This window comes from Parachitinimonas caeni (assembly GCF_030129945.1).
Lineage (GTDB): Bacteria > Pseudomonadota > Gammaproteobacteria > Burkholderiales > Chitinimonadaceae > Parachitinimonas > Parachitinimonas caeni.
Genome location: NZ_JARRAF010000004.1, coordinates 141,561 through 167,062 on the forward strand (window position 1 = coordinate 141,561; position 25,502 = coordinate 167,062).

Below are 25,502 nucleotides of genomic sequence, written 5' to 3' on the forward strand. Positions count from 1 at the left end.
ATGGCTGAAGCTCGCGAAAAAAGGTGGAGTTGGGAATTTTTGTGACAGAAATCGGTCATTTTTTACTGTGAAATCAAAGAAACGCTGACGAACTGGCTCAAGTGGCGCTAAAGTAGGGGTTCTCGAACCTCTCACGGCCGGCTTGCAGGGTTCGCAAGCGGCTGATCTGGCAGTTCAAACTGTGTTGTACCCCAATCACTGCAGAGATGTGATTGGTCCAAGCATCAAAGCCAACCCCGATGCCTGATTCCCACCCCGACCAACCGGTTTTCGGGTGTCAGGGCAAGGTGCAACCTAAAAAAGTGTCAATTGAGCCTGGGTGACGGGGTCGAAGACCGGTTCGAACGACGACGATGCCAGCCGTGACGTCTATAACAAATCAACATCAGAAGAATATGACTATGAACAATAAAACCATTCTGTACCTCCCCGACTATATTGCCCCGACCCGCTATGCCGATCCGGCCGAAGCGCTGGCGCAGGTCCGCAAGATTTACGACAGCAGCATCGCCCACCTGCGCGATGCCATGCGCCGATTTGTTTCCGGCGAAGCACTACCCGGCCATGTCAGGGCCTGCTACCCCTACATACGTGTGCAGACCGATACCGTCGCCCGTCTGCATTCGACCGATAGCGCTCGCCTGAGCTTCGGCTTTGTTTCCGGCCCCGGCCGTTTTGAAACCACTCTGACCCGGCCGGATCTATACGGCGACTACTATATGGAGCAGTTTGGCCTGCTGCTGCAAAGCCATCAGGTCGAGCTGGAAATTGGCGTCAGCTCGCAGCCAATCCCGGTACACTTTTCATTTGCTGAAAATGATCACATCGAAGGCAGCATGTCGGCAGAGCGTCGGCTGTTGATGCGCGATGTGTTCGATCTGCCTGATCTGGCTGTGATGGACGACGGGATTGCCAACGGTACTTACGAACCTAGCCCTGGCGAGCCGCAGCCCCTGTCTCTGTTTACCGCGCCTCGGGTGGATTACTCCTTGCACCGCCTGCGCCACTACACCGGCACAGCACCCGAGCACTTCCAGAACTTTGTGTTGTTCACCAACTACCAGTTCTATATTGACGAGTTCATCCGCCTGGGCCACGAGGCCATGAATGACCCGAACAGCGAGTATGTGGCGTTCATCGAGCCGGGCAATGTGGTCACCCGCCGGGTAGGTTTCGAGGCGCAGCCGGGCGATGAACTCGGCAAGCCGCTGCCACGCATGCCGCAGATGCCGGCTTACCATCTGGTCCGTGAAAACCATAGCGGCATCACCATGGTGAACATCGGTGTCGGCCCAGCCAATGCCAAGACGATTACTGACCACATTGCCGTATTGCGCCCGCACGCCTGGGTGATGCTGGGCCACTGCGCGGGTCTGCGCACAACCCAGCAGCTGGGCGACTATGTGCTGGCACACGGCTATGTGCGTGAAGATCATGTACTGGATGAAGATCTGCCACTGTGGGTACCGATCCCGGCCTTGGCCGAGATTCAGCTGGCCTTGCAGGCAGCCGTGTCGGATATCACCCAGGTTGGCGTTTCGGAGCTGAAGTCCATCATGCGTACCGGCACGGTGGCGAGTACCGACAACCGCAACTGGGAACTGTTGCCGGACAATCGTCCACAGCGCCGTTTCAGTCAAAGCCGGGCGATTGCGCTGGATATGGAAAGCGCGACGATTGCCGCCAATGGTTTCCGCTTCCGTGTTCCTTACGGCACCTTGCTGTGCGTGAGTGACAAGCCGCTGCACGGCGAGATCAAGCTGCCAGGCATGGCCAACCATTTCTACCGTGAGCGGGTGGATCAGCATCTGCGCATCGGTATCCGCGCTATGGAGCTATTGCGCGAGCAGGGCGTGGACCAGCTGCACAGCCGCAAATTGCGCAGCTTTGCCGAGGTGGCGTTCCAGTAAGGCAAACGGGCGTAGACCTACGGCTCAAAACAAACAGCCCCGGAAGATCCGGGGCTGTTTGTTTTGTGGCTACTGCATCGGCCGTGGGGCCTAGCGCCAATCGCCTCGCAAGTTCGCCACGACGTCCTGCAAGCCGGCTGCGGTCACATTCTCTGGCGGCACGACATCGCCGGCCACCAGCGCGATCTTCGACCAGAAACGGCGTGGAAGCTTCATCATGGCCGCGCCATCCTTGCGGCTGAAGAAACTGCCCCACAACCCCCGTAGCGCCAGCGGTACTACGGGCACAGGGGTACGGGCGATGATTTCCTCAATCCCACTGCGGAAGGGGTTCATGTCGCCAGTGCGGGTGATCTGGCCCTCCGGAAAGATGCAGACTACTTCGCCTTGGGCCAGGTACTCGGCCACCTTGTCGAAGGCGCGGGCCTTCATGTCCGGGTCTTCCTTGGCCGAGGCAATCGGCACGGCACCGGCAGTGGTAAAGATGAAATTCAGTACCGGCACCTTGAAGATACGATGGTCCATCACAAAGCGGATCGGGCGGCGGCAGGCACCCGCCAACACCAGGGCATCCATGAAGCTGACATGGTTGCAGACCAGCACACAAGCCCCTTCCTCAGGGATGTTCTCCAGCTTTTCATGTCGCACACGGTAGAGGGTGTGGGTGGCAATCCACACCAGAAAGCGCATGAAGAACTCGGGTACCAGGCGATAGATATACACCGCCACCACCATGTTCATGATGGCAACAATCAGCAACAGCTGCGGGATATTGGCCCCCAGCTGCAGGATCAGGATGCTCATGACGGCGGCCACAACCATGAAGCAGGAATTGAGAATGTTATTGGCCGCGATGATGCGCGAGCGGTAGGCGGGCTCGGTTCGCATCTGGATCAGGGCATACAGCGGCACAATAAAGAAGCCACCGAACATGCCCATCAACAGAATGTCAGCCATGATGCGCAGGCTACCGGCGGTGTGCAGGAAGGCGCTGACGCCAATCAGCGGTCCGTGCGCTGCCAGATTGCCAGCGGCAAAGTACAGGTCAATGCCGTATAGGGAGAGGCCGATTGAGCCGAAGGGCACCAGGCCGATTTCTACTTTGCGACCAGACATTTTTTCGCACAGCATCGAGCCAAGACCGACCCCGACTGAAAACAGGGTGATCATCAGGGTGTAGACCTCGGCGTTGCCGCCCAGCACTTTCTGGCTGAACGTTGGCAATTGGGTCAGATAGACCGCGCCAAAAAACCAGAACCACGAAATCCCCATCATCGAGTTGAAGACTGCCACGTTGCCACGGGCGTGCTTGATGATGCTGAGTGTCTCGCCGATGAAGTTCCAGTTGATTTTGAGGTCTTTGGCGGTAGGAGGCGCTGCCGGCATGGCACGCGAGGTCAGCAGGCCGAGGCAGGCGATGCTGACACAGGCGATGGCAATAGGCAGGGCACTGTTCGGGCTGTGTTCGACCATCAGCGTGCCGGTGATCTGGCCCAGCAGAATGGCAATGAAGGTGCCCATTTCGATCAAGCCGTTGCCGCCGAGCAGCTCCGACTCCTTCAGATATTGCGGCAAGATGGAGTATTTGAGTGGCCCGAACAGTGCCGAGTGAATGCCCATCAGGAACAGGCAGGTCATCAGCACTGCTGCGTTGCGATAGGAAAAACCGATGCCCGCCAAAAGCATGATCAGGATTTCAAGCAGCTTGATGGCCTGGGCGAGCTTGGCCTTGTCGTACTTCTCGGCCAGCTGGCCCGCCGTGGCGGAAAACAGGAAAAAAGGCAGGATGAACACCCCTGCCGCCGCATTGACCAGCGTGGGCGCATCCAGGCCCATGGTGGTCAGCCCGAGGAAGGTGATCATCACCAGCATCGAGTTTTTGAACAGATTGTCGTTGAACGCCCCCAAAAACTGGGTGAGAAACAGTGGCAGAAAGCGTCGTGACTTCAGTAGGTCAAACTGGTTCGGCTTGTGCATGGTTTGTCTGTGCCGGATTTATGACCGGCAGATAGTCACGGTGAGGGCGCTCGGTGTCAAGAAATCGCACGCATGTTTATTTCCAGCTTTGTTCGATTGCCTTGTAACGGCCGTTGCGCAGAATCGTAGCCAGGCCCCGATCAAACCACTCTGCGGTCATGCGGGCATTGGGTGCTGTCTTGCTTAGGGCCAGGTAAAGGCCGGTTTCCCCGACCTCGCCAACGGGCTTGATTCGACCTTTGAATTCGTGGGCATGTTTTTCCAGCAAGTGGTTGGCCACTTTCTCATAGATGACGACGAATTCGACCTTCCCGTTCAGGAGTTTGCGAAAGCTCTGCAGATCACGATCTGATACCACGCGGCGCACACGCGGATTGCTGTCAAAGGCTTCGCCATACTCATAGGCGGCCGTCACGCCGACCTCACGACCTTCTAGATCTTTGAGTTGCAGATTGCGTTGGCTGACATCGGCGCGGCCAAAGATCTGCACTCGCGCCGTAAACAGTGGCTGGAATGGCCATAGGTACTGCGGCTCCAGCCGTGTGTTGCGAGCCGTGTCAAAGCAACCGGCAACGCTACCCATGCGGGCCAGGGCCAGGCAGCGCGAATACGGCAGGGACTGAAATTGAACGTCGATGCCAACACTGCCAAATGCTTCGCGCACCAGATCAACCGCCATTCCTTTCGGTTGACCGTTTTGCACTCTGGAGTAGGGGTACCAGTCATCTTCGGCACCAATGGTCACGGTTTCTGCGTTAGCGCTGTGGACTCCCAGCAGACCACACATGCTCAATGCGATGATCCGGTGGCGAAGCTGCCCCGCTTTATCGATTTCTACGCTGCAAAGGCCCGTTATGCGCCTCAGGGTCCGGGAAAACAGGCTGTGCTCTCCCGTGTCTTGCCTGTCGCGCCCGAAAGCCCGGCACACTGGCAGCCTCGACGCTAATGCTCGCAGGTGGGGGGCTTGTCCGGCATGTTCTGCTGGCATACCCCACCGAGCGGAAATACTCATAATTTTTACTCTCCCGGTATGTTACGCGCCGCATTCTGCTGGGGCGCGAATGTCGAGGGGCCAACTTTTGGCGCGACTGGCGATAGATCTCCCGCCACATCGGCCCCTTCTTTGTTCTGGTGGATGGGAATTATTCCTGTTGCGCCACGGTGCGACAATCAGGGAGCGCCGTTACCGGTAAGGCATCGCGGCGCTGGTTTGAGTAACCTGTCACGGAATCCGGTTCGTGGCAGGGGGCTCTTCCAAAGGCGAGAATGTGCGTTGAGAGCAAGAGAACGTCGCATGCAGCCTTGAAGCTCACCCTGGCAGGCTGGCCGCCTTATTCATAGAAGGCTGGGCTGACAGGTACAAGTCTTGATATGACGATATGTGCTTGAGGTGGGCAGCCGGTGTGGCAAGGTGCTGCTGTCGTTTTGATTCCGGAAACAAAACGGCCACATCGCCAGATAGGGCGAAAGCCTGGGCCGTGGCGACGGCTCAGGCGTGAACAGCACCCAGCACGCATTCACCTTTGGCGCCGGTGACGGCAGGAAGATTGCCCGGCAGGTGATGCAGGCGTTGTCGAGCCAGCCAGGCGAAGGCGCAGGCTTCGACCCAGTCTGGATGCAGGCCAAGGGCTTCGGTGCTGGCGACCGGCAGCGGTGCCAGCAAAGCCTGCAGACGCTGGACCAGCGCGCCATTGCGGGCGCCGCCTCCACACAGATAGACCTCTTCGGCCGCGTGGCAATGCTGGAAGGTGGCATGAGCGATTGACCGGGCAGTCAATTCCAGCAAGGTTGCCTGAATATCTTCTGGCGGTAACGCCAACCCCGACAACTGCTGATCCAGCCAGGCCAGATGAAAAAGATCCCGACCGGTGCTCTTGGGCGGTGGGGCATTGAAATAGGGCTCGCTCAGCAGCCGGTCGAGCAAGGCTTGGTTGACCTGGCCGCTGGCTGCCCAGTCGCCATTGGCATCATACTGGGCGTGACGGTGGCGGGCGATCCAGCCATCAAGCAGCACGTTGCCGGGGCCGCTATCAAAGCCGGTTACTGTGCCATCGCCCGGTGGCAGATCGGTGAGATTGGCAATTCCGCCGATATTTACGACCACCCGGTGCATCTGTGCATCACGGAACAGTCCACTATGAAATGCAGGGACCAGCGGGGCGCCTTGGCCGCCTGCCGCGACATCGCGGCTGCGAAAGTCGCTGACGACGGGTATCGCCGTCAATTCGGCCAATAATGCGGCATTGCCGATTTGTACGGTGTAACCGGAGTCAGGCTGATGGCGAATGGTCTGGCCGTGGCAGCCAATGGCGGCGACGGCACGTCGTTTGCCACTGCTATGGGCCAGTAACTCTTCGACCGCACGGGCATAAGCCAAAGCCAGGGCGTTGGCGGCCAGCGATGCACGATGGAGTTCGTTTTCCCCCGGCTGTTGCAAGGCGAGCAGGTCGGCACGCAGCGTGTCGGGCATAGGCTCGAAATGGGCGGCCACCAATTGCGGCGAGCCACTGCCAAAATCAACCAGTGCGGCGTCGATGCCATCCAGACTGGTGCCCGACATCAAGCCGATGTACAGGTCGGTGAGTGGTCGTACCGGGGTTCGGAACATCATTCGAAACGGGCAAGGTTGGTGCCGGAAAGCTGATCCAGCTGGTGCATCAGGGCAGCGCTGCTGGCCGCAAAACGGGGCATGTCGGTCCGGGATAGCGGGTTGGGGGTGGGCAACTTCAGTGCCAGCGGGTCTTTTTGCTCGCCGGCAATTTTGAATTCGTAGTGCAGATGTGGGCCGGTGGCATAGCCGGTTGAACCAACCAGCCCCACAATATCGCCCTGCTGGATCTTGGCACCTGTCTTTACGCCTTTACTGATGGCAGAGAGATGAGCATAGACCGTGCTGTAATCGCCAAAATGCTTGACCTCGACCACATTGCCGTAGCCAGCTTTGGTGCCGGCAAACAGGACTGTGCCGTCGGCGGTACTTTTGACCTTGGTACCGGTGCTGGCTGCAAAATCGATGCCTTTGTGGGCTTTCCAGGTTTTGAAAATCGGGTGGAGCCGAGCGGCGCTGAAGCCGGAACTGATACGGGTAAACTCCAGCGGCGAGCGCAGGAAGGCTTTGCGCAGGCTCTTGCCGTCGGGGGCGTAGTAGTCCCCCTGTCCGGGGCTGCGCTCAAAATACACGGCCTGATAGCGCTTGCCGGCGTTAATGAACTCGGCTGCCAGCAGCCTGCCTGGCTTCATGGTCTGGCCTTGGTGCTCAAGCATTTCGTAGACGACAGTAAATCGGTCGCCCTTTTGCAGATCCCGATGGAAGTCGATGTCGGTCGAGAACAGCTCAACCATCTGCATGGCCACACTGTCCGGCAGATCGGCCTTGTCGGTGGCGCCAAAGAAGGAGCTGACGATCGTGCCCGATTTCATGACGGGCCGAGGCTGCCAGCTCACCGGGCGGCTTTCGACTTTGAACTGGTCGTCGTTGCGGCTCAGCATCCACTCGACGCCTTCGGGCTGCACGGTTGAGAGCCGCAGCAGTTCGCCGTCTTTGTCGGTTTCCGCCCGATAGATGCGGCCGGGCTTGAGCTGGACAAATGGCCGGGCTTCGGCACTGGTGCGCAGAAAGCGGCTGGCCTCGTCGTCATCTACCTGGAGTCGTGACAACAGCGAAGCAATCGAATCACCCGCTCGAATGCGCTCCTCGTGAATATAACTGCCAGAGGTCTGAGATTCGGCTACGGCAGGTAAATTGATTGAGGTGATGACTTCTTGCAGGGGGGGAGGCGCTTCGCGGTCGGCTTCTGCCACACCCCAGGCACCGGCCACCACCAGTGAAGGCACCGCTGCCACCAACACCCAGCGCGACCATGTGGGCTTTGCTGCAGTGCGGGGGTTTTGGTTTAGAATCGGTAGTTTTAGACGGAACATCTGGTAATTGTTGGCTTGTCGCTGAGGCGGCAAGGGTAACAAATGCCAGCGCCCTCGCCAACGAGCGAGCCCATCTTAATTCAGTTTCTGTTGGGGTTTTGTCGATCAAAAGAGCTGACAAAGCCTGAACAGAAGCCAAGTTCGCAAGGAATTCCCATGAGTGTCGAACCTAACCCGCATATCGCTGCGGACCTGGAAATCATCAAGCGCGGCGCTGACGAGGTGCTGGTCGAAGCCGAGCTTGTCAAAAAGCTCGAAAAGAGCCGGAGTACCGGCAAGCCACTCAAGATCAAGCTCGGTTGCGACCCCACAGCGCCGGATCTGCACCTTGGTCATACCGTAGTGCTGACCAAGCTGCGTCAGTTTCAGGATCTTGGCCATCAGGTGCAGTTTCTGATTGGTGACTTCACCAGCCTGATTGGCGACCCCACCGGCAAGAGCGCCACCCGCCCGCCGTTGAGCCCCGAGCAGATCCAGATCAATGCCAAGACCTATGCAGATCAGGTGTACAAGGTGCTGGATGCCGAGCGGACCGAAGTCATGTTCAACTCAAAATGGTTGTCGGAGCTGGGGGCGGCCGGCATGTTGAAGCTTGCTGCGACGCATACTGTGGCGCGCATGCTGGAGCGTGATGATTTCTCGAAGCGCTTTGAAAGCAATCAGCCGATTGCCATTCACGAATTTCTCTACCCGCTGATGCAAGGGTACGACTCGGTGGCGATGCAGAGTGATGTTGAGCTGGGCGGGACCGACCAGAAGTTCAACCTGCTGATGGGGCGCGAATTGCAGAAGCACCATGGCCAGGAGCCACAGGTGACGCTGACCATGCCTTTGCTGGTGGGTCTGGATGGCGTCAAGAAGATGTCGAAATCACTCGGCAATTACATTGGCGTCAGTGATCCGGCCAACGAGATGTTCGCCAAAGTCATGTCGATTTCGGATGACCTGATGTGGGACTGGTACGAGCTGTTGTCCTTCCGCCCCATTACCGAAATCCGCCAGTTCCGCGACGAAGTGCGCGATGGCCGCAATCCACGCGACATCAAGGTCCTGCTGGGCCAGGAAATCGTGGCGCGTTTCCACTCGCTGGGTGATGCCGAGCAGGCGCTGGCCGATTTCCAGAATCGAAGCGCTGGCGGTATTCCGGATGACATCCCCGAAGTCACCCTGACCCTCGACGGCGCCGCGCTCGATATCTGCAGTTTGCTCAAGCAGGTGAATCTGGTGACCAGCACTTCGGAAGCCCGTCGGCAGATTGAGGGTGGTGGTGTGAAGGTGGACGGCGGCAAGGTCGAAGACCTGAAGCTGCAAATTGCCAAGGGTACGACGCTGGTTGTGCAAGTAGGCAAGCGTAAGTTCGCTCGCGTGACACTGGCTTAAGCGCTGTTGAGTTAGGTTTACGACTGTAACCCTAGGCTTTGTTGACATTTTGTTTCCGATCCGGAAATAAAATGCCAATAGAGCCTAAGATCAACAGAATCTGGTAGCACCCCGTCAGGGCGCCCGCCATTTGCATGGCCGGCGCCCTGTTGTTTTTGACGCAATAATTGCCAGCGGGCTCCAGACATCGCTACACGCCCGTCTGCACGCGCTATAACAAAGACAGGACAACCGTGCATCTGCCAGAGGGGTTCCTGCCATGCCTACCATCGCTTTCACTCACCATCTGCAACGCCATGCCCCTGCCCACACCGTGGCGGTTGACGCCAACTCGGTGGCGGCCGCACTCAATCTGGTCTTCGCGGCGTATCCCGCCTTGCGGGGCTATGTCATGGACGAACACAGCCATTTGCGGCGTCATGTTGCGGTGTTCGTCAACGGCGCCATGCTGCGCCGGGGCGATGTGCTGTCCAACCCTATCCCTCCTGATGCTGAAATCTACGTGATGCAAGCGCTCTCTGGCGGGTGAGTAGTATTGGTAGGGGGTGATCCAGAGAAATCTGTGTTCGCTGCAATTTTCGGGGCTGTGTGAGCGCTATGTCTTGAAAATCAGCGCTGTGCGGCATCAATGCTTCTCTGCAGTGCTGAATACCGGTCTGAAGCCACGGTCTTGCGAGGTCTCCAAACAATTCATGGGTAAACAGAAATGGCAATGTGGGGTTGCCACCCGGCTTTGAGGTGATGCATGAAATATCCGGCAATCTGGCTGGGTGGGTGCCTGTTGTGTTCTGTCGCCATCGCCGAGGAACCCGTGCGGCTGGCAATTGGAGATTGGCCACCTTATACCTCGCCAAGCAATCCCAAAGCCAAGCTGATTGAGCGCATCGTGACCGAAGCCTTCCGACTGGAAGGGTTGCGTACGGAATATGAATACCTACCTTGGAAGCGTAGCTATTTATATGTGCAGGAAGGCAAGTCTGACGGGACTTTCCCCTGGAACAAGACGGATGAAAGGGAGCGCGAGTTCATTTACAACAAGATCCCGCTGGTGCGGGACGAGGGTGTGTACTTTCATCTCAAGTCCACCAAGTTTGACTGGCATGTCTTTGACGATATCCGCAAGTACAAGGTTGGCTACACCATCGGCTACAAGCAGGAGCAGCTTTATAAGAAGAGCGGGATTGAAGCGGACCCGGCCATGACGGCCGATCTTAATTTCAAGAAGATGCTGGCAGGGCGTATCGACGTCTACCACACCTCCAAAGTGGTGGGTTACGCCCTGATCAACGAGCACTTTACTCCGGCCGAACGCAAGCTGTTCACGCATCACCCGAAGGTCATCGAAGAGAACGTCTACTATCTGCTGTTTTCGCGCAAGACGCCTAACGGCCAGCAACTGGCAGATAAGCTTGATGCCGGTTTACAGAAAATGATTGATTCGGGTGCCTATGCAAAACTCGTGGCCGAATACACCGAACCCTCGCCCTGATCCGCCCACAGTGAACTTTGCCGACAACGCCGAGTCTCGATAAGGCAGACGAACGGGTCTGCTTGCTGCCCACCATGCGGGTTACAACGGAGAGGCCACCGATGAAACGACTGTTTGTAAAAGCCCTTGCCACCGGTTTGCTGGGTCTTGGTACATGCCTGACGCCTGCTTGGGGGTATTCGGATCTATCCGAAGTGTCGTTTGCGGGTTCCTTTGTCGTGGTGGCCGGGTCGGCCTCGTTGCTGTCTGGCGGCGCCGAACTGGTGGTCGAGTCGGTGGGCAAAGTCGGTGAATCGACGGTGGCGGTGCTCAAGGAGCTTGGCAGAGGTGGCAAGGTGACCGTCGAGCTGAGCGCCCAAGGTGTGGGGACGGTATTGCTGGCAACGGGGCAGGTCGTCAATGTGGTGTCTGAAGCAACCGGAACCGCACTGGTGGCATCGGGTAAGCTGATCGCCTACCTACCCAATGAGGTTGGCAAGGGCTTGCTGCATCACTCCAGAGCCCGATGATCAGGCTGGCGCGGGCGCTGGTTGCCACGCTCCTTCTGGGCATTGGTATCGTGCAAGCGGGCCAGAACTGCGAAGAAAAGCCGATAACGCTGGATGCTGCCAGCAAGGCTTTTTCGCTGGCTTCGAAGCTGCGCGACAGATTGGAAGCCAGCAATGATGAAGTGGTGATTCTGGGCCGCATCGGGCGGGATATGAGCCGCTACGGTTTACGCTATTCGCATGCGGGTTATGCCTGGAGAGACCATCCTAAAGGGCGCTGGTTGGTGCGGCATGCCCTGAATCGCTGCGGCACGGCTGAGTCGGATATCTACGACGAGGGGCTGGCCAACTTCTTCATGGACGACCCGCTTTATTACGAAGTGTTGGTGCTCCGTCTCAAACCCGAATTGCAGTCGCGGCTTGCCCTGGCCCTGAAGCAACCGCTACGGCTGCATGAGCCACGCTATAACCTGGTGGCCTACCCATTTTCCAGTCAGTATCAAAACTCCAACCAGTGGCTCCTGGAGACCCTGGCATCGGCTGAAATGCCCGGCGACCCCGGCTCACCGCTCGGGCGTGAGCAGGCGCAACGCTGGCTCCGGCAGAATGGCTATCTACCCAGTACGCTCTACATTCCAACCCTGACCCGGCTGGGTGGGCGAATCACGCGAGCCAATATCGCTTTCGATGACCACCCATTTGGTCGTCGCATGGCCGGTCAGATTGATGTCGCGACCGTTGAGTCGATTGCCGCGTATATCGACAAGCAGGGAGAGCTCATCAAGCAGGAAGTCCTGACCTTGCCCTGACCTGGGTTCTGTTGACGTGAGGTTTACAGATCGCGTTTCGAAGTGAAGCCCGGCGACTGCAAACCTCACGACAACAGAACCTCTCCAACCCATCTCGGCGCGGGCTTCACGTCATCCAGGCACGGCGTTTGGGCTGATGCGCCGCAAGGAAATCAACCGAGGCTTGGCTTTTTGCCGCCAGATATTTAAATACTGCTTTTATTGCGCTCGTCCTTATTTAAATTCCGGGTTTGTCGCCATTTCAGATAAAAAGGTCAGATATGAATAAAAAGTGGGGAATTGCGTTGGCAGGGGTGGTGGTTGCGGCATTTGCAGTCGGCGGTGTGGTATGGATTGCGCGCAGTCTGCCCTGGAGCAATGCCCTGACCAATGCTTTGCCCGGCAAGCAGATTGAGGAAGGGCTGACCCAAGGGTTGGTTGAAGCGGCTGCCGATATAAATAAGAAAGCGCCAACGATGGTCGACGACACGACACGGCTTGATCGGGCCGAAGCCAGCGCAGGGGCTCGGATGGCGTATTTTTATACCTTGCCGAATTTTGCTGCGGCAGATCTGGAGAAATCGGTTTTCCAGTCTTCACAAAAGGCGGCGCTTATCAAGAATATTTGCAGCAACATCGCCATGAAGCCCTCAATCGAATTGGGCGCGGTGTTTATCTTTCATTACAAAAGTAGCGATGGTGTGGATTTGGCGAGTATTGAGATCAGCAAGAAAGATTGCCATTCACATTAATCATCATCCAAATCCATCATCATCCAAATCCAGCGAAGCGCGATTGGCATGGCTACTTAGTTTTGCCGGCTCTGTTGCCAGCAACGCCATAGATACCAGCCCCCCCACGCCCAACTTGTCAGCATGATGCCGGCGCCCAGCAGGTGTGCAAGGGTGGCGAGGCGCTGATCCCAATGCAGCAAGCCGAGTGGTTCGAGAATATTGTGCCAGTCGTGTCGCAAGGCCCGGTTATCAGCGATTTCTTCGGTATATTCGCCAATCAGCGGCATATCCATTGCCGTGGCGTCGCCGATGTAGGGGGCAACATCCATGACACTCTGCCCCATCCACCACACGCAGAAACTGGCTGAAAACGGCTTGCTTTCGCGCCAGACAAAGACTCCCGCCAGGATCAGCGGCAGCAGGCACTGAAACAGGCTGCCGCCCAAAAAGGTCATCCACTCGCCAAAAGGTCGAAACAGCACATGGCCGAATTCATGAAACGGTAGATTTACCTGATGCATGAAGGATGCGCCGATGTGGTTGTCTCGCCAGTTGCTGAAGATAAAGTTCAGCCCCCATAGCAAAAACACGCCAAACGCCAGGGCCTCAATGGCCAGAATGGTGGTATCCACCTGATTCGGGAGTGCAAACAGACGGGTCTGCAATTTGGCGACCCAGCCGGCTTCGTCTTCGATCTCCTCGCTGGCCGATAGGCGCGCGGCGGGCTTGCCGGCGGCGCGGTTGGCCAGATGTTCGGCGTACTTGGCAAAGACAATGCCACAGCGTGGACATTCGGTGGCGGGGGCGGTGTCGCTGGGTTGGCGGCTATAGCCACACTTGGGGCAGGTAGGACGTTCCATAAAGTCTTGGCTGGGCTGGGGCTGGCAATCGGAGAGGGAGTCTTGCAAATTTAGCACCGCTTGGTCGTTTGACGCGCAGTCAGGCTGGCGGCTTCGCAGGATGTTCGGCTAAACCTATAGCTTGGGGCCTGTCTGACTGGTTGCACGGGCTGTCCTGATAGGGGGTGAGATGAGCAAGCGTATTCTGGTCGGTAGCCGAAAAGGGCTGTTTGTTTTTGAACACGATGCAGAAGGCTGGCAGCAGAGTGGACACCACTTTGCGGGTGCTGCCGTGACCGCAGTGCTGGCAGAAGGGCCAGTCTGGCTGGTGGCGTTACGGCATGGCCATTTTGGCCCCAAGCTGCATCGGTCTGATGATGCTGGCCAGACTTGGCGTGAACTGGGCGTGCCGGCCTTTGATCCGGAAGAGGCGGATAAGCCAGCCGTGGATACGATCTGGTGCCTGACACCCGCAGGGCGAACGCTTTGGGCTGGCTGCCTGCCGCCAGGTTTGTTCCGGTCGGATGACGGAGGCGAAAGCTGGCAGCTCAACCGTTCACTGTGGGATAGACCGGAACGCAAGGAATGGTTTGGTGGCGGCGCCGATGATGCGGGCATCCATAGTGTGGTGGCTGATCCGGCCGTTATCGGCAAACTGACGGTGGGGGTGAGCTGTGGCGGCGTCTGGCGCAGTGACGACGATGGCCAGAGCTGGCGCCAGGCTTCTGCTGGAATGTGGGCCGCTTATATGCCGCCCGAGCGCCGTCATGACCCGAACATTCAAGATCCCCACCGCCTCGCGGTCTGCCGCGATGCGCGTCAGTACTGGTGGTGTCAGCATCACAACGCGATTTTCCGTTCAGATGACGACTGCCAGAGCTGGCAGGAACTGTGTCCCGCTGCACCACTCTCCCATTTTGGCTTTGCGGTGGCAGCGCATCCTGCTGACCCGCAGACTGCATGGTTTGTGCCGGCGCAGGCGGATGAGTGCCGGATTCCTGAAAATGGCGATTTTTATGTTTTGCGCACAGAAGATGGTGGTGCCAGCTTCCGCAAGCTCAATCAGGGCTTGCCTTCATCGCCGGCTTATCATCTGGTGTTCCGTCACGCCTTGGAGGTGGGGCCGGATGGCCAGGATCTGGCGATGGCTTCGACCACAGGTTCGCTATGGGTAAGTATGAACGGCGGTGACAGCTGGCAACGCTTGAGTGCCGAACTGCCACCGGTGTATTGCCTGGTCTGGCAGCAAGCGGCGCGTTAGCAATGTGCTTTCAGCCAGTTGACCAGGGCGCGGACTTTGGCTGGCGGCTGGCGGCTGGCGGGATAAACCGCCGAATAGACGCGATCTGACAAAGTCCAGCTCGGGCAGACGATGCTCAACCTACCTTTGGCGACTTCCGGCTGGATCAGATAGTCCGGGGCTACCACGAACCCGGAGCCGGCAATGGCGGCCTGTACGGATACTTCGGTGTTATTGGTGCGGAAGACAGAACGCCCCTGTACCACCTGCTGTTCACCTCTGGGCCCGGTAAAAGCCCAGGTCAACGGGGTTTGCAGGGTCGATAAAACCACCCACGGCGCATTTTGCAGATCGGCAGGGTGCGCAATCGGCCCATACGAATCAAGCAGCTGCGGCGAAGCGGCCAGCTGAATGCGGAAGCTACCCAGTTGGGTGGCATGCAGGCTGGAATCTTTCAGATTGCCAACCCGGATAGCGATGTCGATGCCTTCGGCGATCAGATCGAGATACTCGTCGGTTGCCACGATGTCGATGTCCAAACCAGGATGCAGCTGCGAAAACTCGGCAATCTGCCTTGCCAGTTTGCATTGGGCGTAGCTGGATGGGGCGGTGATGCGCAGCCGGCCACGCAAATGACCATTGCCGCTATCCAGATCGGCTACGGCATTATCCAGCGCGGCCAGCGCCGGGGCGCATTCGTTGTAAAGCTGCTCGCCGGCATCGGTCATGGCAACGCGGCGGGTGCTACGGCTGAACAATTCGATCCCGAGCTCCTTCTCAAGCCTGGCGATCTGATGGCTGACTTGAGATTTGGCGATACCCAAGCGTTCAGCGGCTGCGGTGAATCCTCCGGCCTCGGCCACCGAGACAAAGACGGCCAGGCGATTCAAGTCTGAATGAATCATATTTGTTTAAATTTCAAGAACAGACGGTCTTGTATTGTATTGAAGAGGCTGTCAATTGTGTCACGCTTGCACAACAAACCGACAGAATTTATAGGTCTTTCGACATAGTGAAAAGTGTCATGTACAGAATCGGCAAGCTATGCGTTGGTGGTCAGTTTAATCTTTATATTCCCTTGTCATTGCTGGGTTTTGAATGGGTGAATCGCTACGGTGTTCAGTATTTTCGCAGTGTTGGAAGGGGTGTCCGCAGAGCCATCAGGGTGCTGATTGCACTGACGTTTTTGCTCGGTTTAGAGGGATGCGCAGGCTTCAATTTTTTTAGACAAGCTGCTGCAGGGCAGATGGATCTGTTGCAAAGAGCGCAACCGATTGATGAGGTTCTAGCCAATCCCGGCACGCCGCCTGCATTGGCAACCAAGCTGAAGCTGGCGGTTGAGATCCGCCGATTTGCCAGCGAGCGCCTGCAGCTGCCCGATAACGCGGCATATACCCGCTACACCGATGTCGGCCGACCTTATGTGGTGTGGAATGTCATCGCCACGCCAGCTTTGTCCCTGCAGCCGGAAGTCCACTGCTTTCCCTTTGCGGGATGCGTGCCATATCGCGGCTATCATCTGGAGGCGGATGCCAAGCGTGAGGCAGCGGCGCTGCAGCAGCAGGGACTGGATGTCTATCTCTATGGCGTGCCGGCCTATTCAACTCTGGGTTGGTTTGATGATCCGCTGCTCAGTACGGTGCTTGGCTATGGCGAGGCTGATCTGGCCCGGCTGATTTTTCATGAGCTGGCGCATCAGGTGGCCTATGTCGCGGGGGATAGTGCTTTCAACGAAGCGTTTGCGACGGCGGTCGAGCTGGAAGGCATTGAGCTGTGGCTGGCGCAACGGCAGGATGCCCAGGCATTTGGCCGGTATCAGCTTGGCGAGCAGCGCCGGGCAGGGTTTCATCGCTTGATGCGCGATACCAGACAGCAGCTGGCTGCGCTTTATGCTACCGATCAGCCGGCAGAAGCGAAGCGACTGGGCAAGCTGGCAGTCTTGCAGGATCTTTCGCAACGTTATCAGCAGCTGAAACGGGAATGGGGCGGGTATGGCGGATACGATGGCTGGTTTGATCCCCCCCCGAATAACGCCCACTTCTCGATCCTCGCAACCTACCACGACAAGGTTCCGGCGCTACGCCGCCTGTTTCAGCAGGAGGGGCGGGACTTTGCCCGTTTTTATCAGCGGATCAGGATGCTGACCGCGATGAGCCAGGCTGGACGTGATGCAGAACTGGCGCGGCTTGCAGAGGGGCTTCCGGTAGAATCAGCGCCATCGGCAGCTGTCCAGCAAGGAGATAAGCAATGAAATGCCCGTTTTGTGGCTCACTCGACACCCAGGTGGTGGATACGCGCATGTCCGACGAAGGGGACAGCGTGCGCCGGCGGCGGCGCTGCGCGGCCTGCGACAAGCGCTTTACCACGCACGAGACTGCGGAAGTCCGGTTGCCGCAGGTGGTCAAACTCAATGGCAACCGCGCCGAGTTCGACCGCGAGAAGATCCGGGTCAGCTTCATGCGGGCCTTGCACAAACGCCCGGTGCCGACCCAGCTGGTGGATGAAGCCATTGGCCGCATCGTGCAAAAGGTACTGAGCCTGGGTGAACGCGAAATCGATTCGCGCCGGGTCGGCGAGATGGTGATGGCCGAGCTGGCGCGCCTCGATAAGGTGGCTTACATCCGCTTCGCTTCGGTGTATCGCAGTTTTCAGGATGTGGATGATTTCAAGGACGTGATCCGCGAAGTGAGCAAGAAAGGCGCCAGCACATGAGCAAGCCAGAGTTCTCAGCAGAAGACCATTTCTTCATGGCAAGGGCGCTGGAGCAGGCCGAGCGGGGGCGTTATCTGACTTCACCCAATCCGAGTGTTGGCTGCGTGATCGTGCGGGATGGGCTGATGATCGGTGCCGGTCATACGTTGGCAGCGGGGCAGGACCACGCCGAGATACAAGCCCTCAAGCAGTGTGCGGCCAAGGGTATCGACCCGGCGGGGGCGACGGCTTATGTCACCTTGGAGCCGTGCAGCCACTTCGGTCGCACACCGCCCTGCGCCGATGCCTTGGTGAAGGCGGGTTTGCGTCGTGTGGTGGCTGCGTGTACCGACCCCTTCGAGCAAGTTGCCGGACGTGGCCTGGCGCGGCTGCGCGAAGCAGGCATCGAGACGTCGGTGGGCCTGCTCGAAGCAGAGGCCGAACTGAGCTTGCGCAGTTTTTTCTCGCGTCTGCGTCGCGGCCGACCCTGGCTGCGCTTGAAAATCGCCATGAGCCTTGACGGCAAAACGGCGCTGGCCAATGGCGAATCGAAGTGGATCACCGGACCTCAGGCGCGTGCCGATGTGCAACGCTGGCGGGCACGATCCTGCGCCATGCTGACCGGGGTGGGGACGATCCTGGCCGACGATCCGCTATTAACGGTGCGGGATTTCGATATCGGCCGCCAGCCGACACGCATCATTGTCGATAGCCGGCTGCGTACCCCGATTACTGCGGCAACTCTGCGCCAGCCCGGACAGATATTGATCGTCTGTGGCGATGCGCCGGTTGATCGGCAGCAGGCGCTGGAAGCCGCAGGCGCAACCGTACTGCGCATGCCGGGGGCGGATGGTCGAGTTGATCTGGTTGCACTGGTCGCCGAAATGGGCCGGCGGTCATATAACGAAATAACTGTCGAAGCAGGGGCTACACTGAATGGCGCCTTATTGCAGGCCGGTGTGGTCGATGAACTATTGCTGTACCAGGCCCCCATACTGCTTGGCGGCGCTGCTCGGAATGCGGCTGATTTGTCCCTGGCAGCACTGACCGAGCGGATAAGCGGCCGTATGCTGGACCGCCGGCAGATTGGAGCGGATACCCGGTATCTGCTGGCAAGGGAATAGGCTGATGTGAGCCAGCCGGGGCCGTGGCGGGCAAACCTGCTGTGCCAGGCAGTGTCTGCCGGTAGAGGCAGAAGATGAACCGACGCCAAGCCTGGCCGTGACTTGAGGCAACAGAACCTAGGCTCTGTTGACATTTTATTTCCGGATCGCGTTTCGTCGAATTTGGGCCTGATGCAAGGCGAAAAACGCGCCGCTTAGTGAGCTAAGCAAGCGGTTTTCAACACCGCAGCAGGCCCAAATCCGGCGAAACCCTCCGGGCCGGGTCGATTTTTGGGGCACGGCGTTGTTAGGGTTCGCTTATTTAGCCCGCTAAACCACGCTTACCCTGCCTAGCCCTGCCCCAAAACTCGGCCCGGCGCGACCGGAAACAAAACGTCAACAGAGCCTAGGCAGATCGTTGATGTGGCAAACAGCTTCTGCGTGGATGAAAACAAACAAGGAGATGCAATGAGCTTCAAGGATCACTTTTCCACTCAATCGGCGGCATATGCCCAGTTCCGACCGCGCTACCCTGCAGCCCTGTTTGACTGGCTGGCGACTCAAGCGCCATCGCGCCAGCGGGCGCTGGATCTGGCAACGGGCAGCGGCCAGGCGGCCGTCGAGCTGGCGGGCCGTTTCGAGCGTGTGGTGGCGACGGATGCCAGCGCCAAGCAATTGCTGCAGGCCGAGCAACGCTCAAACATTGACTACCGCTGCGAACCCGCCGAGCAGATCAGCCTGGGCGATGGAAGCTGTGATCTGGTTACGGTCGCGCAGGCTTTGCACTGGTTTGATGTGCCGAAATTTTCCGCAGAACTGAGCAGGGTGCTCAGGCCCGGCGGCGTGGCGGCGGTCTGGTGTTATGAGACCTTCCGCCTCGAACCGGGCATTGATGAGATCTGCAGCCGCTTCTATCACGAAACGGTTGGCCCATTCTGGCCGCCAGAGCGACGTTGGCTGGAAACAGGCTATGCCGGGCTGGAGTTGCCGTTTCCGGACATCGAGACGCCTGCCTTTGATCTGGCTGTTGACTGGGATCTGGACCAGCTGATTGGCTATCTGGGTACTTGGTCGGCCACCCAACGTTATCGCGAAGCCAAGGGTAACGACCCGCTGCCTGCGGTGCGTGAGAGTTTGTTACGGCAGTGGGGTGATCCGGCGGAGACACGCTATGTCAGCTGGCCGCTCAAGCTGAGGGTGGTGCGCAAACCCGCCTGAGCCAAGGCTGTGTTGATAGTGTGTTTCTGAGGCCGGAAACAAAAGACGTCAACCGCGCCAAGGTCGTGAAACCGATTCCTGAAAAAAGGTGGAAGGTGTATGCAGGCGCTTAAAAAAATTCTGTTTACCTTGGTGGTGCTGGCTCTGTTTCTGGCGGTGGTAGGGCTGGCCCTGCCGGGACGATTTGAAGTCCGGCGCAGTACCCTGATCCATACTCCGGCTGACAAGCTGTTTAGTTATATCGAAGATCCGCGCCAGTGGAAGGCATGGACCGTCTGGAATCAGCGCGATCCCGCCATGACGATCCAGTATTCCGGCCCAGAAAAAGGTGTCGGGGCGGCATGGTCCTGGCAGAGCAAGACAGAAGGCAGTGGCAGCATGACTTTTACGGCCATCGAGGCGCCACGACGTATGGTCTACAAGCTGGAGTTTCCTGAGTTCAACATGGTATCGACCGGTGAAGTGACCCTTACCCCTGAAGGCAGCGGCATCCGCGTCAGCTGGAGCAACACGGGGGAACTCGGGATGAATCCGCTAAACCGATACATGGGCTTGATGATGGACCGGATGGTCGGGCCGGACTTCGAAGCAGGGCTCGGTAATCTGAAGAAGTTGGCCGAGGCCCGCTGAGATTGCAGGTGCCGGCAGCGCCTAGGAGGTGTGCGATGAAACCACAGCAATGTTTGGGTGTCGCAGCGATGTGGGTGTCGAGTGTCTGTTTCGCCGACGGCGCACCGCGCCAGATCAGCTACCCTCGTGAGTTCACCTTGCCGGAGTACCCGGCAGAGGCCGTGGCAGCGCGGCTGGAGGGTGAGGTCACCCTCAAATTCAAAGTGAACGAAACTGGCTTGCCCAAGGCGCTTGAAGTCGTCGATTCAGTGCCCAAGGGACGGTTTGATCCGGCGGTGCTGATTGTGGCTTCACGCTGGAAGTTCGCACCGATGGGGGAGGGCTGTGTACCGCTGGTGCCAGATCGGATGGTCAAGGTGGGCTTCCGGCTCGAAGGTAGCCAGCCCAAGGTCAGTGTCCGGGTGCTGCCCGTGGCAGCCGGACCAGCTTTGGACCCAACCGGCACGCCCTTGATGGCACGTACCATCAGCAAGACGCCGCCCTATTATCCGGCCGAGGCGCTGGATCAGGGCATCAAGGGCAAGGTGGATGTGGCCGTGCTGATTGGCCCCGCCGGAGAAATTACTGAAGCCATTCTTGCTTATGCCGAACCTGACCGCACTTTTGACAAGGCAGCACTCGAATCGCTGCGGCAGTGGCGGTTCGAACCTTTTATCGATCAAGGCGTAGCCAAGCCCTATGCGGCTTGTGTCTCGCTGCAGTTTAAAACCAAGGAATGATCTGTATGTTTACCGGCATTATTGCGGCGGTGGGCCGTATCAGCGAAGTCAAACCCAACGAAGCGGGGGTGCGACTGACGGTTGAAGTAGGCGGGCTCGATATGTCCGATGTGGCATTGGGGGATAGCATCGCCATTGATGGCGCCTGCATGACGGTGATCGAATTCGACAGCCGCTGCTTTGTCGCCGATGTTTCGGCGGAGTCTTTGCGCTGCACGGTTGGACTGGATCAACCGGGGCGCGAAGTGAATCTGGAAAAGGCACTGCGCTTTGGTGATCGATTGGGTGGACATCTGGTGTCGGGTCACGTAGATGGCTTGGGCGTGGTGCGCAAGTTCGAGCCGGTTGGCGAGAGCCATGAGCTGGTCATCGAAGCGCCACGAGAGCTTGCGGCATTTCTGGCAGCCAAGGGGTCTGCTGTAGTCAATGGCACTTCGCTGACCACCAACTGGGTGCGGGATACTGCCAACGGCTGTGAGTTCTCGATCAATCTGATCCCCCACACCATCCAGAACACCGCCCTGCGTCATCTCAAGGTGGATGAACGGGTGAATCTCGAAATCGACCTGATTGCCCGCTATGTGCGACGCATGCTGGAAGTGGACCCGCAATTAGCCCGATGATCGGGGTCCACCCTTTAGCAAACTGCCTGGCCTGGCGGTGGCAGGTGGCCGGACCAGAACCGATCTGGGACAATGCCGCACCGGCCAATCTGGCCGCAAGCCGCCTGCAGACTGGCTTGCAAGACCGGGCTGGTCTAACTGACTAAGTAAAAACGGAAACTAATCATGTCTATATCCCCGATTCAGGACATCATTGCCGACATCAAGGCTGGCAAGATGGTGATCTTGGTTGACGAAGAAGATCGCGAGAATGAAGGAGATCTTGTCTTGGCGGCCGAGCACGTTACGCCGGAAGCCATCAATTTCATGGCCAAGTTTGGCCGTGGCCTGATCTGCCTGACCTTGACTGAAGCCCACTGTCGGCAACTCAATCTGCCGCAAATGGCCCAAAGCAATGGCACGGTGTTCGGAACGGCATTTACGCTGTCGATTGAGGCTGCCGAAGGGGTGACGACAGGTATTTCTGCGGCCGACCGTGCACACACCGTCAAGGTGGCTGTGGCCAGAGATGCCAAGCCTTCCGACATTGTCCAGCCTGGGCATATTTTCCCGATCCGGGCGCGCGAGGGCGGGGTGTTGATGCGCGCAGGGCATACCGAGGCCGGCTGCGATTTGCCAGGGTTGGCTGGTCTGGTGCCTGCTTCGGTCATCTGCGAAATCATGAATGACGATGGCACCATGGCCCGCTTGCCCGAACTTATCGAATTTGCGAAGTTGCATGATTTGAAAGTTGGCACGATTGCTGATCTGATCCACTACCGTGCCCGAATGGAATCGCTGATCGAGCGTGTCGGCGAGCGCATGATCGAGACGCCTCGCGGTGAATTCAGACTGGTTGCGTATCGGGATCGCACGACAGGCGCCAGCCATCTGGCACTGGTCAAGGGAGCCATCGCTGCGGAGCGCGAAACCTTGGTGCGGGTTCACGAACCGCTCTCGGTTCTGGACTGGATGGATGTTCAGAGCGGCCGCCATTCCTGGGGGATTTTCCCGGCACTCGACAAGATCAATGCCGAAGGCTCCGGCGTGCTGGTGCTTCTGCATCGTGAAGAATCGGGTAATGATCTGCTGGCCAGAGCGTTGCCAGGCGTAACCAGTGAGCCGGCACGTAAATGGGATCTGCGCACCTACGGTATTGGCGCACAGATGCTGCGGGATTTGGGGGTTGGCAAAATGAAGCTGCTATCACCTATTCGCAAGATGCCAAGCATGGCGGGCTTCGGGCTGGAGGTGACCGGTTTTGTAATGCCCGATTGATCTCTGCATTCAGAACGGCCGCGTACTAAACAAACAAGGCGCCAGTGGCGCCTTGTTTGTTTCAATGCGGGTTTGTCTGCATTCACTTGAGATTGAAGCTGACTTGACGCACCCCACCGGCGTCTGCCGGGCCAATCTGTGAGAGCAAAGCTCCAATACTGCTTTCCGCGCCGTTCATGGCCTGCAAGGTAACTGTCGCAGCCAGACCGCCCTGTGGCGTCCATTGACCACTGCCGCCCAGTTGCAGTGGTCCCGCCAGCGTCGAGACGTTGAGCTGTGCCCCGCCTTGCGTGTCGGGCTGTAAAGTCAGACGGTAGCTGCCCAGCGTCGCATCACCGGTCACGCCCTCGGCGCGGGCATCCAACCAGTCAATTTGCGGGGTGCCGGCGATTTTTCCGCCTTTGTAATGTAATTGCGTAGCCTGAACCTTGAAGTCCCCCCCCAGCCGATATGCCAAGGCTCGTTTGTCGAGCTTGAACAATGGTGCCGCCCGGAAGGTGAGATCGAAGTCGGCCAGATCAATCGAACCAGGCGCCAGCCTGACCAAGCCTCGCCCGCCTTGACTCCCTGCCAGTTCAAAGCCGAGCTTGCCGGTGAGCACATCAGCCGGTCGCCACTTCCAGCTTAGTTTTTCATTAAGCGCATCCCCCGCCAGTAAGACCTGGCCGCCGCCGTTCCAGATCGTACCTTCTGCCGAGGCCAGTGCCATCTGCCCGTTGCTGGCTTGGGACAGTACCAAGTCCAGCATGGTGGCCGGCAGGGTGGCCACGAGGCCAATGGAGGTCAGGCCAAGCAGCCCAAGCCAGGTTTTCCAGCCAAATGTTTTCATCGTGCAAACACCGCTTCGATTTTCACCATCCCAGGCTCGCCCAGTGCTTCTGCTGTGAGGTGGGTGAGCTTGACACCCTCTTGCTTGGCTGCGCCAGCAAAGGCCAGCCAACCATCAAATGACAGATGATCTGCACGCATGGTGGCTTCGGCCGGAGACTTCGCGGCCCAGTCCAGCTTACTGTCTTGCAGACCGTGCGTGGCTGCCATGGACTTGAGCTGATCAAGCAATGGGCCTGTTGGAAGCGTAGTAGCGGCAGGTTTGCCGGCGAATTGCTGAATCTTGCCTTTGATTTCGGCAGTATCGGCCCGCAACCTGGGCAGCTGTCTTTTCAGGCGCGCAGAGTCTTCCAGTAAAGGGTGAATGCCGTAGGCGTAGAGCAGGCCAATCAGGGCAATGCCAGCCCCACCAGCCAGAATCATCCGCTCACGCGGCTGTCTTTGCTGCCAGGCATTGAGCAGTTTCTGTTTGATTGTCATTTGGTTTTGCTTGTAATGATCAGACGACTATGGCCGGTTTGCGGGGCTTTACCATCATCAACCTGCAGTCCGGCATCTTTGAGTGACTGGGCCAATCCGGCATTGGTTGCGGCGTCGCCTGCAAGGTCGAGAAATAAGGTGTCAGTCTTGGCCTCCAGTCGGGCAAGCTTGAACTCTGGGTGACCGGCAATGTGCGGGGCTACAGCCTGCATCAGTGAGAAGGCGTCAGCAGCACCGGTTGGCTGAGCATTGGCGGGACGCGACTTGGCAAGTGCCTCCAGCTGCAACTTGACATCGACAACCGGTTGATTGGGGAAAGCGGTACGAAAAGCTGTCTCCGCCTCTCTCTTTAATGCTTTTTCTTCCGATTTAAAGCTGGCCCAGCTACTTACTGTTTGCGCAAATGCCAAGCCAGCAAACGCGGCGGTCAGCCAAAGAGCCGGTTTTAACGGGCGCCAGTCTATATCCAGTGAGGCTCCCGCCGCGTGCTTGCCTTGTAGAAGGTTGATGGCGTCAGGCCGGAGTGGCCGCATCATCCAGTCCTCGTCCATGGCGACAATCTGGCAGTCGAGCAGTTCTTCCCAGCCCTTGATACTTTGCACCTGTGGCGACGTAAATAGCTGAATCGACTCTGGCCGACTCTGGGCGACCGCCGCTCGCAGCAGTAATGGGGGAGATCCATCGGCCATGCTGTCACAGACAAGCGCTTCCTCAGCGATGACCTGCATATCAGACCGGCCAATCGCAACCTGCCAACAGCTTGAACTCCCCGGAGGCAGCAGGTCTGCCCCGTGGTAGATCGCCGCTGGCTTCATCCCCAAAGCCTTGAGTGTGTTCAGTGTGCCTGTCAATAATTGGGCGTCCATCACAGCGACACGCGCACTGTCACCGTCGAGTAGCTCGTAGGCGACGTGCTGTTGCGTAGGGTCGTCCAAAATCAAAGGTTCAACTGCGAGGGGTACCAGCTTGCGCGCCTGGCGCCTTCCCCCTGGCGGCAACTGGACTTTGGCAATCAATACCAATTGCGTCGGTACGATCAATTCGAGCCGCTTTGCGGTGGGAACAGCCGATAGGGCGCATCGACCGTGGCCGGGCGCATCCAGCCGTACCCAATCAACTTCCGTATCGGCATTCGGTGGAATGCCAAACTCATCAAGAAACAGTCTCAGCGTAGCCACGATGGGAAA

25 protein-coding genes are annotated in these 25,502 nt (G+C 58.2%); 16 read left to right on the plus strand and 9 right to left on the minus strand.

The window, feature by feature from the left end; all coding sequences use genetic code 11:
- Positions 1 to 401 precede the first annotated feature (401 nt).
- Entirely contained in the window at positions 402 to 1,910 is a 1,509-nt protein-coding gene (locus tag PZA18_RS04840; RefSeq protein WP_308447329.1) for an AMP nucleosidase, read from the plus strand.
- Positions 1,911 to 2,000: 90 nt separating this feature from the next.
- Here the strand turns inward: PZA18_RS04840 and PZA18_RS04845 are convergent, their stop codons facing one another.
- From PZA18_RS04845 to PZA18_RS04860, 4 genes are all read right to left on the minus strand, one after another.
- The gene (locus PZA18_RS04845; RefSeq protein WP_284099668.1) at positions 2,001 to 3,887 is read right to left on the minus strand and encodes an MFS transporter; all 1,887 of its coding nucleotides are present in this window, start codon (positions 3,885 to 3,887) and stop codon (positions 2,001 to 2,003) included.
- Positions 3,888 to 3,963: 76 nt separating this feature from the next.
- Complete coding sequence (locus PZA18_RS04850; protein WP_284099669.1) at positions 3,964 to 4,674, minus strand: substrate-binding periplasmic protein; 711 nt, start codon at positions 4,672 to 4,674, stop codon at positions 3,964 to 3,966.
- A gap of 702 nt (positions 4,675 to 5,376) precedes the next feature.
- The gene (locus PZA18_RS04855) at positions 5,377 to 6,498 is read right to left on the minus strand and encodes an anhydro-N-acetylmuramic acid kinase (RefSeq protein WP_284099670.1); all 1,122 of its coding nucleotides are present in this window, start codon (positions 6,496 to 6,498) and stop codon (positions 5,377 to 5,379) included.
- Positions 6,495 to 7,721, minus strand: coding sequence for a M23 family metallopeptidase (locus PZA18_RS04860; RefSeq protein WP_284099671.1), 1,227 nt, complete (start codon positions 7,719 to 7,721; stop codon positions 6,495 to 6,497). Before PZA18_RS04860 ends, PZA18_RS04855 begins: the two co-directional genes overlap by 4 nt.
- Positions 7,722 to 7,964: 243 nt before the next feature.
- On the opposite strand from PZA18_RS04860, the gene tyrS reads away from it, so the two are divergent.
- The 6 genes from tyrS (at position 7,965) to PZA18_RS04890 (ending at position 12,705) form a co-directional block, all read left to right on the plus strand.
- Positions 7,965 to 9,188 (plus strand): tyrosine--tRNA ligase, encoded by a 1,224-nt coding sequence (tyrS, locus tag PZA18_RS04865; protein ID WP_284099672.1) that lies wholly within the window; start codon positions 7,965 to 7,967, stop codon positions 9,186 to 9,188.
- A gap of 259 nt (positions 9,189 to 9,447) precedes the next feature.
- On the plus strand, positions 9,448 to 9,717 hold the full coding sequence (locus tag PZA18_RS04870; RefSeq protein WP_284099673.1) for a MoaD/ThiS family protein: 270 nt from the start codon (positions 9,448 to 9,450) through the stop codon (positions 9,715 to 9,717).
- 216 nt (positions 9,718 to 9,933) lie between these two features.
- Complete coding sequence (locus tag PZA18_RS04875) at positions 9,934 to 10,677, plus strand: substrate-binding periplasmic protein (RefSeq protein ID WP_284099674.1); 744 nt, start codon at positions 9,934 to 9,936, stop codon at positions 10,675 to 10,677.
- Between the two features lie 101 nt (positions 10,678 to 10,778).
- Positions 10,779 to 11,186 carry a hypothetical protein gene (locus tag PZA18_RS04880; protein WP_284099675.1) on the plus strand — a complete coding sequence of 136 codons (408 nt, stop codon included), beginning with the start codon at positions 10,779 to 10,781 and terminating at the stop codon, positions 11,184 to 11,186.
- Entirely contained in the window at positions 11,183 to 11,974 is a 792-nt protein-coding gene (locus PZA18_RS04885; RefSeq protein WP_284099677.1) for a DUF2145 domain-containing protein, read from the plus strand. Before PZA18_RS04880 ends, PZA18_RS04885 begins: the two co-directional genes overlap by 4 nt.
- A 260-nt stretch (positions 11,975 to 12,234) precedes the next feature.
- A complete protein-coding gene (locus PZA18_RS04890; RefSeq protein ID WP_284099678.1) occupies positions 12,235 to 12,705 on the plus strand; it encodes a hypothetical protein in 471 nt (156 codons plus the stop codon).
- Between the two features lie 56 nt (positions 12,706 to 12,761).
- Here the strand turns inward: PZA18_RS04890 and PZA18_RS04895 are convergent, their stop codons facing one another.
- Positions 12,762 to 13,547, minus strand: coding sequence for a hypothetical protein (locus tag PZA18_RS04895; RefSeq protein ID WP_284099679.1), 786 nt, complete (start codon positions 13,545 to 13,547; stop codon positions 12,762 to 12,764).
- 169 nt (positions 13,548 to 13,716) lie between these two features.
- Between PZA18_RS04895 and PZA18_RS04900 the strand changes: the two genes are divergently transcribed.
- Positions 13,717 to 14,787 carry a WD40/YVTN/BNR-like repeat-containing protein gene (locus tag PZA18_RS04900; protein WP_284099680.1) on the plus strand — a complete coding sequence of 357 codons (1,071 nt, stop codon included), beginning with the start codon at positions 13,717 to 13,719 and terminating at the stop codon, positions 14,785 to 14,787.
- On the opposite strand, the gene PZA18_RS04905 is transcribed toward PZA18_RS04900, so the two are convergent.
- Complete coding sequence (locus tag PZA18_RS04905) at positions 14,784 to 15,671, minus strand: LysR family transcriptional regulator (RefSeq protein ID WP_284099681.1); 888 nt, start codon at positions 15,669 to 15,671, stop codon at positions 14,784 to 14,786. The two genes, PZA18_RS04900 and PZA18_RS04905, sit on opposite strands and share 4 nt — an antisense overlap.
- 119 nt (positions 15,672 to 15,790) lie before the next feature.
- Between PZA18_RS04905 and PZA18_RS04910 the strand changes: the two genes are divergently transcribed.
- The 8 genes from PZA18_RS04910 to ribBA all read left to right on the plus strand — a co-directional run bounded on the left by PZA18_RS04910 (position 15,791) and on the right by ribBA (position 23,007).
- On the plus strand, positions 15,791 to 17,017 hold the full coding sequence (locus tag PZA18_RS04910; RefSeq protein WP_284099682.1) for an aminopeptidase: 1,227 nt from the start codon (positions 15,791 to 15,793) through the stop codon (positions 17,015 to 17,017).
- On the plus strand, positions 17,014 to 17,478 hold the full coding sequence (gene nrdR / locus PZA18_RS04915; RefSeq protein WP_284099683.1) for a transcriptional regulator NrdR: 465 nt from the start codon (positions 17,014 to 17,016) through the stop codon (positions 17,476 to 17,478). Before PZA18_RS04910 ends, nrdR begins: the two co-directional genes overlap by 4 nt.
- The gene (ribD, locus tag PZA18_RS04920) at positions 17,475 to 18,581 is read left to right on the plus strand and encodes a bifunctional diaminohydroxyphosphoribosylaminopyrimidine deaminase/5-amino-6-(5-phosphoribosylamino)uracil reductase RibD (protein ID WP_284099684.1); all 1,107 of its coding nucleotides are present in this window, start codon (positions 17,475 to 17,477) and stop codon (positions 18,579 to 18,581) included. Before nrdR ends, ribD begins: the two co-directional genes overlap by 4 nt.
- A gap of 447 nt (positions 18,582 to 19,028) precedes the next feature.
- Positions 19,029 to 19,778 (plus strand): class I SAM-dependent methyltransferase, encoded by a 750-nt coding sequence (locus tag PZA18_RS04925; protein WP_284099685.1) that lies wholly within the window; start codon positions 19,029 to 19,031, stop codon positions 19,776 to 19,778.
- Between the two features lie 99 nt (positions 19,779 to 19,877).
- On the plus strand, positions 19,878 to 20,408 hold the full coding sequence (locus tag PZA18_RS04930; RefSeq protein ID WP_284099686.1) for an SRPBCC family protein: 531 nt from the start codon (positions 19,878 to 19,880) through the stop codon (positions 20,406 to 20,408).
- A gap of 35 nt (positions 20,409 to 20,443) precedes the next feature.
- Positions 20,444 to 21,127: an energy transducer TonB gene (locus tag PZA18_RS04935; RefSeq protein ID WP_284099687.1), complete on the plus strand. Its 684-nt coding sequence runs from the start codon at positions 20,444 to 20,446 to the stop codon at positions 21,125 to 21,127.
- 5 nt (positions 21,128 to 21,132) lie between these two features.
- Positions 21,133 to 21,750, plus strand: a complete 618-nt coding sequence (locus PZA18_RS04940) for a riboflavin synthase (protein WP_284099688.1) — start codon at positions 21,133 to 21,135, stop codon at positions 21,748 to 21,750.
- A gap of 165 nt (positions 21,751 to 21,915) precedes the next feature.
- Complete coding sequence (ribBA, locus tag PZA18_RS04945) at positions 21,916 to 23,007, plus strand: bifunctional 3,4-dihydroxy-2-butanone-4-phosphate synthase/GTP cyclohydrolase II (protein WP_284099689.1); 1,092 nt, start codon at positions 21,916 to 21,918, stop codon at positions 23,005 to 23,007.
- Between the two features lie 82 nt (positions 23,008 to 23,089).
- Here the strand turns inward: ribBA and gspN are convergent, their stop codons facing one another.
- From gspN to gspL, 3 genes are read right to left on the minus strand one after another with little or no spacing between them, the layout of a single operon-like run.
- The gene (gene gspN, locus PZA18_RS04950; RefSeq protein WP_284099690.1) at positions 23,090 to 23,836 is read right to left on the minus strand and encodes a type II secretion system protein N; all 747 of its coding nucleotides are present in this window, start codon (positions 23,834 to 23,836) and stop codon (positions 23,090 to 23,092) included.
- Positions 23,833 to 24,315, minus strand: coding sequence for a type II secretion system protein GspM (gene gspM / locus PZA18_RS04955; protein ID WP_284099691.1), 483 nt, complete (start codon positions 24,313 to 24,315; stop codon positions 23,833 to 23,835). The genes gspN and gspM overlap by 4 nt, the downstream gene beginning before the upstream one ends.
- Positions 24,312 to 25,493 (minus strand): type II secretion system protein GspL, encoded by a 1,182-nt coding sequence (gene gspL, locus PZA18_RS04960; RefSeq protein ID WP_284099692.1) that lies wholly within the window; start codon positions 25,491 to 25,493, stop codon positions 24,312 to 24,314. The genes gspM and gspL overlap by 4 nt, the downstream gene beginning before the upstream one ends.
- Positions 25,494 to 25,502 lie beyond the last annotated feature (9 nt).

What these genes read in the sequence shown, in the direction of transcription:
- PZA18_RS04840 (WP_308447329.1), top strand. Translation starts at nt 402, where the DNA reads ATGAACAATAAAACCATTCTGTACCTCCCCGACTATATTGCCCCGACC.
- PZA18_RS04845 (WP_284099668.1), bottom strand. Translation starts at nt 3,887, where the DNA reads ATGCACAAGCCGAACCAGTTTGACCTACTGAAGTCACGACGCTTTCTG.
- PZA18_RS04850 (WP_284099669.1), bottom strand. Translation starts at nt 4,674, where the DNA reads ATGTGTGGTCTGCTGGGAGTCCACAGCGCTAACGCAGAAACCGTGACC.
- PZA18_RS04855 (WP_284099670.1), bottom strand. Translation starts at nt 6,498, where the DNA reads ATGATGTTCCGAACCCCGGTACGACCACTCACCGACCTGTACATCGGC.
- tyrS (WP_284099672.1), top strand. Translation starts at nt 7,965, where the DNA reads ATGAGTGTCGAACCTAACCCGCATATCGCTGCGGACCTGGAAATCATC.
- PZA18_RS04870 (WP_284099673.1), top strand. Translation starts at nt 9,448, where the DNA reads ATGCCTACCATCGCTTTCACTCACCATCTGCAACGCCATGCCCCTGCC.
- PZA18_RS04875 (WP_284099674.1), top strand. Translation starts at nt 9,934, where the DNA reads ATGAAATATCCGGCAATCTGGCTGGGTGGGTGCCTGTTGTGTTCTGTC.
- PZA18_RS04880 (WP_284099675.1), top strand. Translation starts at nt 10,779, where the DNA reads ATGAAACGACTGTTTGTAAAAGCCCTTGCCACCGGTTTGCTGGGTCTT.
- PZA18_RS04885 (WP_284099677.1), top strand. Translation starts at nt 11,183, where the DNA reads ATGATCAGGCTGGCGCGGGCGCTGGTTGCCACGCTCCTTCTGGGCATT.
- PZA18_RS04890 (WP_284099678.1), top strand. Translation starts at nt 12,235, where the DNA reads ATGAATAAAAAGTGGGGAATTGCGTTGGCAGGGGTGGTGGTTGCGGCA.
- PZA18_RS04895 (WP_284099679.1), bottom strand. Translation starts at nt 13,547, where the DNA reads ATGGAACGTCCTACCTGCCCCAAGTGTGGCTATAGCCGCCAACCCAGC.
- PZA18_RS04900 (WP_284099680.1), top strand. Translation starts at nt 13,717, where the DNA reads ATGAGCAAGCGTATTCTGGTCGGTAGCCGAAAAGGGCTGTTTGTTTTT.
- PZA18_RS04905 (WP_284099681.1), bottom strand. Translation starts at nt 15,671, where the DNA reads ATGATTCATTCAGACTTGAATCGCCTGGCCGTCTTTGTCTCGGTGGCC.
- PZA18_RS04910 (WP_284099682.1), top strand. Translation starts at nt 15,791, where the DNA reads ATGTACAGAATCGGCAAGCTATGCGTTGGTGGTCAGTTTAATCTTTAT.
- nrdR (WP_284099683.1), top strand. Translation starts at nt 17,014, where the DNA reads ATGAAATGCCCGTTTTGTGGCTCACTCGACACCCAGGTGGTGGATACG.
- ribD (WP_284099684.1), top strand. Translation starts at nt 17,475, where the DNA reads ATGAGCAAGCCAGAGTTCTCAGCAGAAGACCATTTCTTCATGGCAAGG.
- PZA18_RS04925 (WP_284099685.1), top strand. Translation starts at nt 19,029, where the DNA reads ATGAGCTTCAAGGATCACTTTTCCACTCAATCGGCGGCATATGCCCAG.
- PZA18_RS04930 (WP_284099686.1), top strand. Translation starts at nt 19,878, where the DNA reads ATGCAGGCGCTTAAAAAAATTCTGTTTACCTTGGTGGTGCTGGCTCTG.
- PZA18_RS04935 (WP_284099687.1), top strand. Translation starts at nt 20,444, where the DNA reads ATGAAACCACAGCAATGTTTGGGTGTCGCAGCGATGTGGGTGTCGAGT.
- PZA18_RS04940 (WP_284099688.1), top strand. Translation starts at nt 21,133, where the DNA reads ATGTTTACCGGCATTATTGCGGCGGTGGGCCGTATCAGCGAAGTCAAA.
- ribBA (WP_284099689.1), top strand. Translation starts at nt 21,916, where the DNA reads ATGTCTATATCCCCGATTCAGGACATCATTGCCGACATCAAGGCTGGC.
- gspN (WP_284099690.1), bottom strand. Translation starts at nt 23,836, where the DNA reads ATGAAAACATTTGGCTGGAAAACCTGGCTTGGGCTGCTTGGCCTGACC.
- gspM (WP_284099691.1), bottom strand. Translation starts at nt 24,315, where the DNA reads ATGACAATCAAACAGAAACTGCTCAATGCCTGGCAGCAAAGACAGCCG.